The organism is Aliifodinibius sp. S!AR15-10 (genome assembly GCF_031569985.1).
Taxonomy (GTDB): domain Bacteria; phylum Bacteroidota; class Rhodothermia; order Balneolales; family Balneolaceae; genus JAMQKA01.
Map to the genome: position 1 here is coordinate 240,453 of NZ_JAMQKA010000003.1, position 15,872 is coordinate 256,324.

The window sequence follows — 15,872 nt, forward strand, 5'->3', positions numbered from 1 at the left end:
CTATAGGAAACAATAACATAACTGGTAATTTCCCTTCAAGCGGCTGGCCTAATTTTTGGGATTTACGCCATTTTGATGCCGATAATAATGGCATAACGGGTAGCATATCTTGTGAGTTCTGGCAAAGAGTAGATAATACAGATCTAAAATGGGTTGATTTAAGCTATAATAACTTTGACGGAAATGCTACAAGTTGTAAGGATAATGTGCAGGGTCATAGCTCTCTTACTATTCGGGTGGGAGGCAATAACTTTTAACCCTGAGAATTAAAGTGGCACTCTATTCAGATATGAGCTTTTTGTTAATTCTTTTGAAGAATATAAAGATAGCTTTTAAGCGACCTGTTTTATTAAAGTTAACTTATTCACTTTGTTCAATTGGCATAACTCTTGCTAGATAAATAATTAGTAAATAAGTATGTGAAGTTTGATAATAAATAGATGAAAAAGGATAAATCTATAAATGTAATTTATATTGCAGGTAATGGTCATTCCGGCTCAACGTTATTGGATATTATCCTGGGATCAAATGATGAGTGCTTTAGTGCTGGAGAGTTAAAAGCCATCACGCGGGATACTATAATGCAAGAATATTGTTCTTGTAAAAAGATAATTTCTGATTGTGAGGTATGGTCCGAAGTTATCCAATTATGGCAGGCCAACTGTGAGGTAGACTACCAGCAATATCAAAATCTTCGTTTACGTTTTGAACGGAATAAGTCAACTTTACGTACCCTTTTTAATCGTATGTGGCCATCAAATGATTTTGATAAATATTGTGAGGCAACGCTGCAATTATTTCAGGCACTAAGAAAAGTAACGGGAAAATCTGTAATAATAGATTCTTCGAAGTCACCACAACGTATTGCAGTTTTATCAAGAATTGTTGATTTACGGGTTATCCATCTTTGCCGAGACTTCACAGGAGTTTTAAACTCAGCTAAAAAGTCATCGTCCAAGGATATCAAAGCCGGAATTGAAAAAGATAATCCCGCAAGTAGAACTTGGAAAGTAGTGGTTGACTGGATTGTAACAAATATTGCTACTGAAATTTTTTGTATAGGGGTAAATTCAAGTAAGGTTTTTTATAAAAACTATGTTCATAATCCGGAGTCTTTACGTGGGATACACCCCCTAATGGATCAGATAAATGGGAAAGAATCATTTTCGACTTCTCACATGCTGGCTGGTAACATTATTCGTTTAAAAAAAGATTTAAAAATAAATCCTAATGTGGGTTTCCAATATAAGCGTTTAAATAATAACCAACGGGCTTTAGCCAAGGTGATGGATAAGCTGTTTGCATATTGGACTTGATTTAAATGCTTCTTGACACTAGGTGATTAAATGCTGTCGAGGGGTATTGGTGCCCAATATTTACTATCTACGTACCTTAGAATATTTGCTTTCCAGTTACACACACCGAATGATCACAACAGTGCTACTGCAAGTCTCCTTTCAGCCTATAAAATCACTTCAGCTATATATTGTATAAAACGGGCTAGATAATACCTGTCACCATGGTAAAATTGAGTAATATTTACTCGGTCAGCTGAGTAAATATTACTCAACTTTGAGTTGGATTGATCTATGATCATTTTCGAAATAGCTCTACTCAGAGGAATTATAAATCACCAATAAGGTTATAGAGGCCTAAATTACGTTCTAAATAATATCCGCGCAAATTGTTAAAAATACGGGTTTTCTTAATTGGCATAACTCTTGTAATACTTTTAAAGTAAAGCTTTTTGGTTTTCAGGAACTCGTCAAAACAGGTATTAGAAACATAGTTTAAACGATTTCCGCGAATGACAACCATCAAGAAGGAGTTGGGCGATTGATTAAGACAAAGCATCATGACCAGCTTATTAAAAAATATAAATAACCAGAGATGGATGGAGATTGGTAATAACAAAAGAACTATTTGCCATATGATGCAGTAAATACCTGAAACCTGTCAATATCTGGAATAATGAAAAAATTATGTGTGGTATAGCTGGATTAGTTTCTAAAAAAAATATCGAGGAGTCAGAATTTGCTTCTTTTAGAGAGGCCTCAAAACTGATGAACCACCGGGGACCTGACTTCAATGACAGTTTACTGTTCCGGAACTGTCTTCTTATCCATTACCGGTTAAGTATTATGGATCTTGACCCCAGGTCAAATCAGCCTTTCGCATCAAACAACAGTGATTATATATGTTCCTATAATGGAGAAATTTATAATTACAAAGAGCTTAAAAGTAAATATTCTATCCCAACCCGGACGACCTCGGACACGGAGGTGATGTTGGAAACATTTGCCAAGCACTCCTATTCAGTTGTGCCAGAATGGAATGGTATTTTTGCTTTGGGAATATTGCACAAAAGCGGCGAAAAATTATATTTGATCAGAGACCGGTTTGGGATTAAGCCCTTATACTACTTTGAAAATGAAGATTATTTCGCTTTTGCCTCTGAAGCGAAGGTGTTGTACAAGTGGCTGGAGTCTTTTGAAATAGACAGGCAGGGATTGGCGGAGTACCTTTGGTATGGCAATACTATTTCTGAACATACCTTTGTGAAGGGAGTAAAGAAACTGGAACCGGCTACTGTTTTAACATTTGATCTGAAGAAAGGGGATGTAATATCACAAAAAAAATATTGGACCCTGCCAACGACCAACGGTTACTCAAAACACTATGAAGATCCTGCAAAAGATGTACGTAATCTATTGGAATCAGCAGTCAAAAGACAGCTGATGAGTGATGTTCCATTAGGGGTGCTGCTTAGCGGAGGAATAGATTCTTCGGCCATTGTTGCATTTGCATCACGCCATTACAACAATCTCGATACTTATTCTATTGAATACGATTTTAATATCGGTGGAAAAAGTGAGTTGGAAAATGCTGCATTGGTTGCAAATAAATTTGGCACCAATCACCATGAGTTAAAAGCCAGCTCAGAGGATATTGCTGATATTTTCAGCGATCTTGTTTTTCAATATGATGAGCCATTTTCAGATACAGCCAATATCCCTCTCTACCTATTGGCGAAGGAGTGCAGTAGAGATAAAAAAGTGATATTACAAGGGGATGGTGGGGATGAGTTCTTTGGAGGTTACCGGAGATACAATGTTCTCGATTGGTTACATTTTTGGAAATTAATATCAACCATTTCTCACCCCTTTATTCCTTCAAATAATAAGTGGGCACTTCGTATGAAGAGAATATCTCACATTCTTAACCAAAAGGACGATGCTATGAAAATGGCATTCTACCTGACTGAGGAGGTACCATATGAATCACCTGTTGAAATCATAAAAAAAGATTTCCGAAAAGAGATGAATGCTCATGATCCTTTCCAAATTTATAAAGAATTCAACTCAGCACATGAACATTTAGATATTGTTCAAAGGATGCTATATGCTGACGTTAAAATAAAACTGAATCACTCTTACCTGGAAAAGGTTGATAAAGCGACAATGCTTTGCAGCCTTGAAGCAAGGGTTCCCTATTTGGATAATGATCTTACTCAGTTTATGCTGAGTTTACCTTCTTCCCAAAAAGTCCGTAATGGGAATAAGAAATACCTTCTCCGAAAAGCACTACGTGGAATTGTGCCTGACAGGATATTGGACGGCAAGAAGAGGGGATTTGGTGTACCTTATAAACAATGGTTAAAAGAAGGATTATTCGATTTTGCCTATAGTACATTTAATGATACGAAAGAAGAGCATATCTTAGATAAAAATTTACTTAAAAAGCTATTATTAAAACATAAAAGTGATGAAGGGAATTATGGACCATTATTATGGAAGGCGCTGGTACTTTCTCATTGGCTAAGCATTTATAGAAATAAAATCAGGTTATGATTTAAACTTAGATTAAACCATTGAGATGAGCAGAAGAAAGAAAATTTGCCTGGTTATTCCATCACTTGGTTCCGGAGGTATGGAAAGGGTTATGTCAATTTTAGCGGAATATTTTGATAAAAAAAAGAAATCAGAAGTTCATTTGGTACTATATGGAAGAGAAAGAGATGTTTTTTATAGTATCCCGGAGACTGTGGTAGTACATAAACCTAACTTTAAATTTGAAAATTCTAAACGAACCTGGCACACTTTTAAAACTCTTTTCTTTTTGAGGAATTGTATTCGTTCCATTGAGCCACATTCTATCCTCAGTTTTGGTGAGTATTGGAATAATCTTTTCCTATTGTCTTCGATTGGACTTAATATACCAAAATACGTTGCTGACAGGGCAGAGCCGGGACTTGAAAAGGGTAAATTCCAAGAATTTTTATGTAGATGGCTCTACCCACAAGCAGCAGGTGTAGTAGTGCAAACAAGGGTTGCAAAAAAAATATATGAAGATAAATATAAGTGGACTGAGATTTCGGTTATTGGTAATCCAGTTAATAAAATGAAATCAGAAAAAGAAGTTCAAAAAGAAAATGCAATTTTATCTGTAGGCAGGCTCGTAGATACAAAAAATTTTGATTTATTGATAAGAATATTTCATCGGCTAAAGGTCCCTGACTGGAAACTTTACATTGTGGGGGGGAATTCTCAGAAGCAAAACGGAATGAAAAAATTAGAACAGTTAATCACTGAACTTAATCTAGAAGATAAAGTGCTTTTAATGGGAACAGTACCACATGTAGAGGAATTTTATCAAAAAAGCAAAATCTTCGCCTTTACATCCAGTTCGGAAGGATTTCCAAATGTACTTGCCGAAGCGATGGCTAGTGGTCTTCCAGTGATTTCATTCGATTGTATAGCCGGTCCCTCTGAACTAATTGATGATGGAGAAAATGGATTCTTAATTCCACTCTTTGACACAGAAACATTTGAAGAAAAACTACGAAGGTTAGTTAAAGATCCTGAATTACGGAAAAGGATGGGCTGTAACTCCCAAAAACTGATTGAAAACTATTCCATCGAAACGATAGGGGAAAAGTTTTATTCATTAATTACGCAATAATTAATATGAACATCATAATCAATGTCAGTTCTATCTATAAGGGAGGGGCAGAGCAGGTAGCCCATTCATTCATCAATGAATGTAAAGAAATTCCGGGACACGAGTATCACATATTTTTGTGTGAAAATATCCTGAGTCTGCTCGATGTAGAAACCTTTTCAGATAATTTCTATTTCCACAAGCTTGCAAAGCGCCCCGGATCAAGTATATACAATTTGTATAAATCGCTCAGATATTACGACGATTTGGAGAAAAAAATTAAACCTGATTTCGTCATTTCTACCGGGGGGCACGGTTACTGGAAACCCAGTGCACCAATCGTAACTGCTTTCAATATACCTCATTATCTCTACCCCGAATCGCCCTATTTTCAAAAAATTCCCTTTGAGAAAAAGATTTACTGGGAGCTTAAAAAAAGGTTTGACTTATCCTTTTACAAGAAATCTGATGCCATTGTTGTACAAACTGACGATGTAAAAGAGCGGGTGAAAAAGCTGCTTCCGAAGGCGAGAGTATTCACAGTTTCCAACACGGTAAACGGCGCATTTCTTGATCCCAAGTGCAAGGCAAGAAAACTGCTCGAAAGAGAAGAAAATGAAGTGCGTTTATTAACGGTCAGTGCCAACTACCCGCACAAAAACCTGGAGATTATTAAAAGCGTACTGGATGAACTTTTTTACGACGATGTTTATAACATACGATTTGTATTAACTCTTCCCGAGAAAGTGTTTGAAGCCAATTTTGCCGAGCAAAAATACCAAGAGAACATAATCAATGTTGGGCCGGTACATATTGATGAGTGCCCCTCTTTGTACGGCGAATGTGATGTAATGTTCTTACCGACGCTGCTGGAATGTTTTTCTGCTTCTTATGTGGAAGCGATGGCTATGAAAAAGCCTATCTTGACATCGGATCTTGGTTTTGCTCATACTATTTGCAAGGAGGCGGCAAGATATTTTGATCCGGTAGATGGCCGGGATATTGCAAATAAAATTATGGAATTGGTGAACACCCCTTCGCTCCAGGATAAACTAATTCAAAGGGGGACAAGTATTTATAATTCTATCAACACCCCACGGGAACGTGCATTATCGTTTCTAAAAATAGGAGAGGACCTGCTGAAAAATGTATGAACGCGCATTAAAACTGTTTAAAGGGGGGGCAAAACCCTATGTCATTGCGAATGGAGCAAATGAAATGATCCCGACAGCTGTCGGGAGGCAATCTCCATTTGTGTGGGGATCGCTACGCCCCGAAATCCGCCAGCTGGCGGACGCGATGACAATTCCCAATGGTGTAGTTTTGCAAAGGCCTCTTAAAGGATATGACAGATGTAATGATTTTATTGAATTTATTTAAGAATGTAATTTATTAAAAACTGAATGACTGTGAGTAATTTAAAGGTTAGCATTATTACTATTTGTCACAACAATGAAAATGATATAAGAGATACAATTGAATCTGTTAAAAATCAGAGTTATGACAATATTGAGTATATCATAGTTGATGGGGCATCTTCAGACAAAACTTTGAAAATTGTAAATGAATATGCTGAATTTATTGATAAAATTATATCTGAACCTGATGATGGCATCTATGATGCAATTAATAAAGGTATTATCAATTCGAAAGGAGATATTTTTGGATTAATACATGCTGGAGATCAATTATTTGATAAGGATGTTATTCAAAAAATTGTTAACAATTTTGAAGAAAATAATATTGATGCGTCTTATGGACACAGTGTAATAATCAAAAGTAATGGTACCATAATACGGGTAAATAAAAGCCCCGAATATAATAAATCACTGTTCAAGATTGGATGGATGCCGTCACACCAAAGTATCTATTTGAAAAGAGATCTTATTGAAAAGTTCGGACTATATCGAACGGATCTGGGTGGAAGCGGAGATTACGAATTTGTTTTAAGGTATTTTTATTTTAATAAGATAAGGGTAAAAAGGCTTGATGAATTTATTTTAAAGTTTGCAATCGGCGGAACGAGCACCAGCAACTATCATAAAATTTTCAGTGCTCAAAGATTACAAGTTAAGTGTTGGGCTATTAATGGAGAGAAGCCTCCGTTTTATATGGTACCTTTAAAACTTTCTCGAAAAGTTGTGCAATTTACAATGGCTTTATGGTTCAATTTAACAAAGAAATATGAAACAGAGTAAATCTTATAAATTACTAAAGTCTCTTGGGTTAAATTTTTCAGAAGAAGAATATGGAACTGTCAGTTTCTTCGATGTAATTAAAAAAACATTTCAAAGATTGAAGAATGCTTTTTTAATCCAACATGGATTGAATTTGTTTTTTCTTTCACCCATTAATTCACGCTTAATCAGGCCCAAGGTTTGGAGATGGCTTGGATGCAAAGTTGGTAAAGATGTATATATTGGATATCAAGTACTCCCGGATGGATCTAATCCCTCACTGATAATTGTAGAAGATAAGGTTCATATTGCAAATAGGTGTGTCATTTTATGTCACCAAAGGGATTTATCTGGATATTTTAAGGGAGGTGATTATGCTAAACTTCCTTATAAGAGAGAAAAAGTACATCTAAAAAAAGGATGTCTTATAGGAACAAACAGTGTTGTAATGCCAGGTGTTACGATTGGTGAAGGTGCAATAGTCGGATCTTGTTCACTTGTAACTAAAGATATTCCACCGTGGACGATAGCTTATGGGAGCCCTGCAAAGGTTGTTAAGCATTTAGAACCTGAATAATATAAAATTATGTTACCTCAAATGAGATTTATCAGTTCAAGTGTGGGGCGGACTTTAGTAGTGCAAAAAATTTGTTTCAGAGAATAGATCCTCATACAGAAAGTATACTGGTAGAACTTGTTTAGTACTATAAAAAATAAATTAAATATTTGGATTCGTTATGAGAGAGATGATATGTAAGGGGCTATTTTTCGATGTTCTAACCTATAATTCAGTGAGAAATGATTCGAAAAATTAAATCTTCTTTTACAGTAGATGTTGAGGACGGGGTTAGCCTTGCCATGAGAGATGTTTTTTCTGTGAAATCACGACAAACATCACGGGTTGTTACACTGACAAACAGAATCCTGGAGCTGTTGGGACAATTTAATGTGAAAGGAACATTTTTTATGCTTGGACAAGTAGCAGAAATGTTTCCAGGATTGGTAAAAGATATTGCTGAGGAAGGCCATGAGCTGGGAGTTCACGGGTATGATCACCTGCAATTTCACAGGATGACACGCGAACAGGCTTTTGAAGAGCTAAGCCGTGCTAAAAAGTTAATCGAAGATATTTCTGGAAGAGAGGTCTTCGGCCACCGGGCTCCGGCCTTTTCAATTACACCTGAAACCCAATGGGGATTGGATGTAATTGCTGAAGCAGGATTCACCTACGATAGCAGCATTATGCCCATTAACGGTATCCGCTATGGATGGCCCGGTTTTCGCAAAAATATTCACGTTCTGGAAACCCCCTCTGGCAAAAACCTGATAGAGGCCCCGTTAAGCACAATAAATATTCTGGGTAAAGAAATTCCGGTATGCGGCGGAGGGTATTTACGACTTTTCCCATATTGGTTTACAAAAATGGCGTTTGAGAAAATCCAAAAGGAGCGACCGGTGGTGCTATATTTGCATCCTTATGAATTGGATACCAAAAGCTATCCCGATTACTATTTTGAACAGCTGAAAAAAGCAAACCCTTATAAGAGATATAAGATGAAGTCGATGTGGATCAACAGGAAATCGGTCTATCCCAAACTGTCGAACCTGTTGAAGAATTATGAGTTTGGTAAGATGATCAACCTGGTCGAGTGCGCCACTTCAGAAAACACAAAAATGCTTCATTGACTTACAACTTTTGGAACTGGTGATATGATGAATAGTTTAAAAAGAAAAATAGTATTTAATGCCAAAAATCTTATTGGTTGGAAAACCAAAAGGAAAATTATTGTCATCTCAGTTGACGACTATGGCAATGTTCGGCTTGATTCCCCAAAAGCACGTGAGGCCCTGGATAACGAGGGGCTAAAAATATACAGCCGATTTGATGCATTTGATACCCTGGAAACACGGGCTGATTTAGAAGCGCTATATGAGACATTAACCTCTGTAAAAGATTGCAATGGCAGGCATGCTGTTTTCACTCCTTTTGCACTACCCTGCAATATAAACTTTGAGAAGATGGCTGAGACCGGGTATGAGGAGTATTATTATGAATTATTGCCAGAAACCTTCCAGAAGTTGTCAGCTCTGCAACCAAAGGCCTATGAAGGGGCATGGAAACTATTGCAGGAGGGCATTGAGAAGGGATTGATGGTACCTCAATTTCATGGGCGGGAGCACTTAAATCTTAAGATACTTAAAGAGAAGCTGGCATCAAAAGATCACAATGTGCTTACGGCGTTAAAGAACCGCTCTTATACCAGTATCTCCACAAGCGGGTATAAAACAATTTCACCCATGGCTGCCTTTGAATTTTGGGAATTCGAGGAGAATTCAAAATTTTCTGATTTAATTTCCGAAGGTCTTGAAGCGTTTGAAAAGGTGTATGGATATCGGGCAGAACATTTCAATCCACCGGGTGGGCGTGAACATCCTGTCATTCATAAATCTCTAAAAGAAAATGGTATAAAGTTTCTGGATACGTACTTGTTGAAACAAGAACATCTGGGCAAGGGAGAATACAAGAGAGTATTTAATTACACTGGTAAAAAAAATCATTTGGGACAACTATATTTAGTCCGGAATGTGGTATTTGAACCCACAGAAAATCGTGGTTTAGATTGGGTCTCCTATACACTCAAACAAATTGAGGCAGCCTTTCGCTGGAATAGACCTGCAATTATCAGTTCGCACCGGGTTAACTTTTGTGGGCATATAGACGAAGAGAATCGAAGTAAGGGCTTGTCGGTACTTAAACAACTGCTTACAGAGATTACTGAACGGTGGCCAGATGTGGAATTTATGGCAGCAAATCAACTTGGTGCTTTAATTGAAAAAGGGGAATGAAGGTTCTGATTCTGTATATTATTAGCCAAATTTAATATTACCAAATGGAGAACTAAGTAGATTTTTTAATAACTTAATTAACCATATAAACTGTCTAGGCTATGTTATTTCAAAAGACAAGAGAGAAAGCGTTTTGGATTTATGACAAATTGAGAGATGGGAAAGTAGGAAACCATTTTGAAGACATTTCCTCTATTCTGGACGAGTGGGACGTTGACTCAAAAAGGAAAGTTGAAAAATATCTTATGGACTTGCTAACCCATGCTGTTGAGACCACTCCATATTATGCCAAACTAGACAGCCATTCTGATATTTCTGCATTTCCCATTGTCAATAAAAATCTTATCAGGGATAATTATGAACAATTTGTATCGAAAGCATTTAAAAAAGGAGAACTTCAGCCTGCGGTAACCAGTGGTTCTACCGGAACGCCATTCAAAGTGTTACACAATCGGAACAAAGTATATAGAAATTCTGCTGATACACTGTACTTCGCAAAATTGGCTGGATATGAGCTTGGTCAACGTTTGTACTACCTAAAGATTTGGAATGATGAAAACAAGAAAAGTAAGTTTACTTCATTTACACAAAATATTATCCCAAAAAATGTGTTAGATCAGTCGGATGCTTTTTTTGAGAAATTCGTGCGTGACTTGAATAAAGATAAATCTGCTAAATCTTTTTTAGGCTATTCATCCGCTTTTGAGGCACTCTGCAAATATCTGGACAAAACGGGTAGTAAACGGGTTTCGAGCAATGTTAAGTCCATAATCACCATGTCAGAAGCACTTGATAGCTACACTAAAAATAGCTTGAGAGAATATTTTGGCTGTGAAGTGGTATCAAGGTACTCGAATATTGAGAATGGTATTTTAGCACAGCAAAAAAGGGGAGGGGGACAGGAATTCTACCTAAATTCAGCAAGTTATTTTTTTGAAGTACTCCAGGTAAACAGTGATAAACCCGTACCGGTTGGAAGCCCTGGTAGAATTGTAGTTACAGATCTTTTCAATTACGGCATGCCGATGATTCGCTACGATACAGGTGATATTGGAACGCTTGATCTCAATGATTCCGGAGAGTTTGTATTGTCAAAGGTGGAAGGAAGAAAGATGGACATGATCTACGACACTAAAAAGGAATTGGTTTCATCATTTGTTGTGACAAATAATATGTGGAAATACACAGATATAAAACAGTATCAGTTTGTTCAGGAATCGAGCAATAGCTATTACTTTAAATTAAACCCCAAAGATAAGTTCAATAGGGAAGAAGAACTAATTAACGAATTCAAGACATATTTGGGGGAGAATGCAAAAATACGGGTGGAGTATGTTTCGGAAATTCCTTTGTTAGCTTCTGGCAAAAGAAAAAAAGTAGTTAATAAATGGACCGGTACTGACTAGCCTAACGAGGAGAGACGGCATGTACAGATTATTTTTAAAGAGACTGTTTGATATCGTTATTTCCGTTTTTGTTATGCTCCTCACATCTCCGCTACTGGTATTAATTTTTATTGCACTGATGATTCAAAACAACGGAGAAGTATTCTTTTATCAACGGAGACCCGGATTGAGAGAAAAACCATTTAGCTTAATTAAATTTAAAACCATGACGGATGAGAGAGATGAGAATGGTGAGCTATTACCTGATATTGAAAGGATAACCTTAATAGGTAGTTGGATCCGGGAAATGTCTTTTGATGAATTGCCACAATTGATGAATGTCCTAAAAGGGGACATGAGCTTGATAGGTCCTCGTCCTTTATTATATAAATACATACCTCTTTATTCTGATCAGCAGAGGAGAAGACATGAAGTTAAACCGGGTATTACAGGATGGGCTCAGGTTAATGGCCGAAATTCAATAAGTTGGACCAAAAAATTTGAACTCGATCTGTATTATGTCGAAAATCTTTCATTTACGTTAGACATGAAAATATTGTGGCTGACGGTTTTAAAAGTCCTGAAAAGAGAGGGGATTAACCAATCGGAAACCCGACCAATGAAGCCTTTTAACGGAAACAATTAGGTACAGCATCATTGCCGCTGGGAATTCAGAATTCATAGAAAAAAACATCAAATGGTAACACTTTTGAGAAAAATAGTTTGCAGTAACATAGTGCTTTCTAATCTTTGGTTCTACATGGTAAGAAAAAGGAAAGGCCTGGATATTCATTTCTTCCAGGAAAATACGAATGCATACGTTGATGGATATCCAAGGTCAGGAAATACATTTCTAATTCATCTAATCAAAGAATTGTTACCAGAGGTAAACACTGTTCATCACCTTCATACTGTGGCACCGATTAAAATGGCCTTTTCAAGGAAATTACCGGTATTTATTATAATTCGTCATCCGATGGAATGCATATCTTCAAAATATTTGATGCACTTTGCTACGCGTGGCCAAGAAGTCAGTACTTCAATTGATGATAAATTATTGGACTAGTTTATTTCTGACTATTTATTCTACTATGATTTTGTTTTAAAAAACAAAGATGAAATATCAATAATTCATTCTAAAGATTTGATTAATTCCCCAAAAGATGTCTTAGATAAAATTAAAGATAGATTGAGTAAAAATCGTGTATTTTCTAATGAAGCTCTCTTGGAAGCTGAAGGATCTTATAATGGGATAAGGAGAAATACATTGGACAGTCCTATGCCAAATCCCAAGAAAGAAAATTATAAGGCGCTTGTGAAAGACCATATTATTGAGTCAAAAAATTATTCTAACATCCTGAAATTGTACGAATCAATTATTAGACATTCCCAATAAATATTTATTTAAAAACTCTATTGTATGTTTCTGGTTGGTCTTTTTCACAAATATCGTATTGAAAGAACGGTTTGAATGAAGAAAAAACTTTATATAGTCGGCGCGGGCAGTGTAGGAGGACATGTGGCACTGAACATCGAAGAGTATTCGGAAGAATATGAAGTAGAAGGTTTTTTTGACGACGATCAGGAAAAAATCGGGACTAAACAGTTTGGTTTTCCGGTATTAGGTTCAACCGATGAGGTATTGAAACTAACAAATGCATCTGTTGTAATTGGAATTGCGTTCCCAAAAATTAAACGCAAGATCCTTAAAAAAATATCTAAAAATTACTCTCTACATTTTCCATCTCTTGTTCACAGCAGAGCATGGATTTCTAATGAGGTATCAATTGGGAAAGGATGTATAATTTATCCGGGAACAACTATTAATTTTAGATCCGAAATCGAAAATTTTGTGGTTATAAATGTAAATTGTTCCCTTGGTCACCATACAAGAGTGGGAGCCTATTCAAGTTTTGCTCCCGGAGTGAATACAGGAGGACATACTACCATTGAAGAGGCGGTAGATATAGGGATCGGGGTATCTACAATACAAGATGTACGAATTGGAAAAGATAGTACTATTGGTGGGCAAAGTATGGTTATTCATGATGTAGAACCTGGATCAACGGTTGTTGGAGTACCGGCAAAGTTGATCTCGTAAATGGGATATGAATATGGGTTATATTTTGGGGTGAAATTATTACAAGCACGTGCTTACCGGTTAGGATTCTTTTTCAATCCACCAGGTGGCAACCTCGCTTAGTAGCGGGTATCAGTATTATTTGTTAAAATATAACCTTTAAAAATCTACTAAAACAGAGAGTCGCATAACATCAGTGAAAAATCTGTCTCGTAAAGCTAGATATAGTTTTTAGCTTTATTGAAATTGAAATGACAAGAGAGACTTACAATTATGAAAATTGCTATACATAAAAAAAATAGTGGATTCAGTAAGAGGTGGATCGAATATTGTTCGGAGAATGGAATTCCTTTTAAATTGGTGGACTGCTATCAAAATGACATCATTGAATACATTTCAGATTGTGACGGCCTAATGTGGCACTTCCACCAGTCCGAGCCTAAAGATATATTGTTTGCCAAACAACTAATATTTTCATTGCATGCTGCAGGTATCAGGGTGTTTCCCGATTTTTATACCTCTTGGCATTTTAATGACAAAGTAGGTCAAAAGTATCTACTTGAAGCTATAGATGCCCCACTCGTTCCCTCCTATGTTTTTTACAGCCAAGACAAAGCATTGAAGTGGGTAAAAAACACAAGTTTCCCCAAGGTACTAAAACTACGATCAGGGGCAGGTTCTACCAATGTACGATTAGTCGAAGATGCTGCCACAGCAAAAAAATGTATTTATAAAGCGTTTAAATTGGGCTTCAGGCAGTATGATCCGGTGTTGAATTTTAAGGAAAGGTGGCGTAAATACAGGCTCGGCAAGACAGAATGGACCGACATGGTAAAAGCATTTATACGCCTCGGATACCGGCCGAAATTTGATCGCATAGCAGGCCGGGAAAAAGGCTATATCTACTTCCAGGATTTTATCCCGGGGAATAAACATGATATACGAATTAACATCATTGATGGAAAGGCATCCGGGGCGAGACGCAAAGTCAGGAAGAATGATTTCAGAGCTTCTGGCAGTGGTTTATTTGATTTCGACACCAGCAAGGTCCCGGTGGAGGCTTTAAAAATCTCTTTTCAAATTGCAGAAAAGCTGAAATTACAAACAGTGGCCTTTGATTTTATCCTTGATAATGATAATCCTGTTATCGTTGAAATGAGTTATGGATTCGGTCAAACAGAATTTCATACCGGGTATTGGGATTCTGATTTAAATTATTATGAGGGTGAGTTTAATCCTTTTGGATGGATGGTTGAATCTTTCATCAGGGAAATAGAATCAAATTAACTCATTCGGGATTCTAGCTGGATGCCCCCGAGGTAATATTTGAAGGGTATTAGCATAAAAACCTTGCATTTTTTCAGCTATTTTAGCCATGTAGGCTATCATAACTTAGCCTTAATTAATTGGGAGTTAAGGCCTATTTGTAACCGGTAAAACACGTTACAATATTTTTTTGAGCTGTATAGCTGCGAGATCTTATGATTAAATTCCTAATTGATCCATTCAATATATTTTGGCTATTACTATTCGTTGTTATGGTATCTTGGTTTTTGAAAAGGAAGCACATAACCCAATGGCTGGTCATATCGTCGGGTGTGTGGTTTCTGATGGTTTCCACACCTTTAATACCGACTCAAGTTATAAATTCACTCGAGGATCGGTATGAACCGATAGAAATAGCAGAGATAGCCGATAGGACAAGAGCATTCCACATTCTAGTTCTCGGTGGTGGACATGGGTTTGATGACCGGCTACCTGCAAATTCATTACTTTCTTTAAATGCTCTTGGGAGATTGAATGAAGGAGTACGACTGCACCGCATGTTGCCCAATAGTAAGCTGGTGCTTTCCGGCTTTTCAGGTAGTGGCCGAACTACCCAGGCCGAAATGCTTCAGCAAACTGCAATTCTGCTGGGAGTAGATGAAGAGGCAACGATCGTTCAAAAAGAGCCTGGAAATACCTATGAAGAGGCGAAGATTTATGCAGAAACTTTTGGCAATACACACCCACTCATCTTGGTGACAAGTGCAACTCATATGCTGCGGGCAACGAGAGTGTTTGAGCATTTTGGTATAAAACCTGTACCGTCACCAACAAATTACAGGCTAAAAGGAAGCTGGAAACGAAAATGGATTGGTTTACCAGCGATGAAAAATATTGAAAATATGCGAATAGGGATAACGGAATATGCTGGAATTCTCTGGTATCGTTTACGGAAATGAAGCAGTAATTAGGGTTCCTCGAAAAGTAATTTCTGTTTAAATGATTGTGAGATTGGAATTAAGAGTCCTAATTTTTAAATCCAGCATTGAGGTGTTCATTTTGGCTTGGCCCAAAACGAACCTTTAGATTCCCGTTAGTAAAACGTTCTATATTGAAGGGACAAGTAACAGACTGGAGCTGTCGGGGTGACCTAGAAAACGAACCAGCTTAAAGAGC

Annotated in this window: 15 protein-coding genes; all 15 read left to right on the forward strand. The window is 37.0% G+C overall.

All coding sequences use genetic code 11. The features are described 5' to 3' along the window. Window positions 1-257, forward strand: a 257-nt coding sequence (locus NC796_RS03875) for a hypothetical protein (protein WP_310682296.1), incomplete at its 5' end; no start/stop codon positions are given. A 183-nt stretch (window positions 258-440) separates the two neighbouring features. Continuing rightward, entirely contained in the window at window positions 441-1,316 is an 876-nt protein-coding gene (locus tag NC796_RS03880) for a hypothetical protein (protein ID WP_310682297.1), read from the forward strand. A gap of 666 nt (window positions 1,317-1,982) precedes the next feature. Beyond that, window positions 1,983-3,851 carry an asparagine synthase (glutamine-hydrolyzing) gene (gene asnB, locus NC796_RS03885; protein WP_310682298.1) on the forward strand — a complete coding sequence of 623 codons (1,869 nt, stop codon included), beginning with the start codon at window positions 1,983-1,985 and terminating at the stop codon, window positions 3,849-3,851. Between the two features lie 25 nt (window positions 3,852-3,876). Continuing rightward, a complete protein-coding gene (locus tag NC796_RS03890) occupies window positions 3,877-4,962 on the forward strand; it encodes a glycosyltransferase family 4 protein (RefSeq protein ID WP_310682299.1) in 1,086 nt (361 codons plus the stop codon). 5 nt (window positions 4,963-4,967) lie between these two features. Beyond that, a complete protein-coding gene (locus tag NC796_RS03895; RefSeq protein ID WP_310682300.1) occupies window positions 4,968-6,095 on the forward strand; it encodes a glycosyltransferase in 1,128 nt (375 codons plus the stop codon). Then, complete coding sequence (locus NC796_RS03900) at window positions 6,088-6,321, forward strand: hypothetical protein (RefSeq protein ID WP_310682301.1); 234 nt, start codon at window positions 6,088-6,090, stop codon at window positions 6,319-6,321. The genes NC796_RS03895 and NC796_RS03900 overlap by 8 nt, the downstream gene beginning before the upstream one ends. A gap of 29 nt (window positions 6,322-6,350) precedes the next feature. Then, window positions 6,351-7,139: a glycosyltransferase family 2 protein gene (locus NC796_RS03905; RefSeq protein WP_310682302.1), complete on the forward strand. Its 789-nt coding sequence runs from the start codon at window positions 6,351-6,353 to the stop codon at window positions 7,137-7,139. Then, a complete protein-coding gene (locus tag NC796_RS03910; protein ID WP_310682303.1) occupies window positions 7,126-7,695 on the forward strand; it encodes an acyltransferase in 570 nt (189 codons plus the stop codon). The genes NC796_RS03905 and NC796_RS03910 overlap by 14 nt, the downstream gene beginning before the upstream one ends. A gap of 221 nt (window positions 7,696-7,916) precedes the next feature. Continuing rightward, on the forward strand, window positions 7,917-8,804 hold the full coding sequence (locus tag NC796_RS03915; protein WP_310682304.1) for a polysaccharide deacetylase family protein: 888 nt from the start codon (window positions 7,917-7,919) through the stop codon (window positions 8,802-8,804). A 24-nt stretch (window positions 8,805-8,828) separates the two neighbouring features. Further along, entirely contained in the window at window positions 8,829-9,965 is a 1,137-nt protein-coding gene (locus NC796_RS03920) for a hypothetical protein (RefSeq protein ID WP_310682305.1), read from the forward strand. A gap of 101 nt (window positions 9,966-10,066) precedes the next feature. Then, entirely contained in the window at window positions 10,067-11,371 is a 1,305-nt protein-coding gene (locus tag NC796_RS03925) for a hypothetical protein (protein ID WP_310682306.1), read from the forward strand. Window positions 11,372-11,390: 19 nt separating this feature from the next. Further along, on the forward strand, window positions 11,391-11,996 hold the full coding sequence (locus tag NC796_RS03930; RefSeq protein ID WP_310682307.1) for a sugar transferase: 606 nt from the start codon (window positions 11,391-11,393) through the stop codon (window positions 11,994-11,996). An 825-nt stretch (window positions 11,997-12,821) separates the two neighbouring features. Beyond that, entirely contained in the window at window positions 12,822-13,451 is a 630-nt protein-coding gene (locus NC796_RS03935) for an acetyltransferase (protein ID WP_310682308.1), read from the forward strand. Between the two features lie 252 nt (window positions 13,452-13,703). Continuing rightward, window positions 13,704-14,717, forward strand: a complete 1,014-nt coding sequence (locus NC796_RS03940; protein WP_310682310.1) for a hypothetical protein — start codon at window positions 13,704-13,706, stop codon at window positions 14,715-14,717. Window positions 14,718-14,911: 194 nt separating this feature from the next. Further along, window positions 14,912-15,655, forward strand: a complete 744-nt coding sequence (locus NC796_RS03945; protein WP_310682312.1) for an ElyC/SanA/YdcF family protein — start codon at window positions 14,912-14,914, stop codon at window positions 15,653-15,655. The last annotated feature ends 217 nt before the right edge of the window (window positions 15,656-15,872 follow it).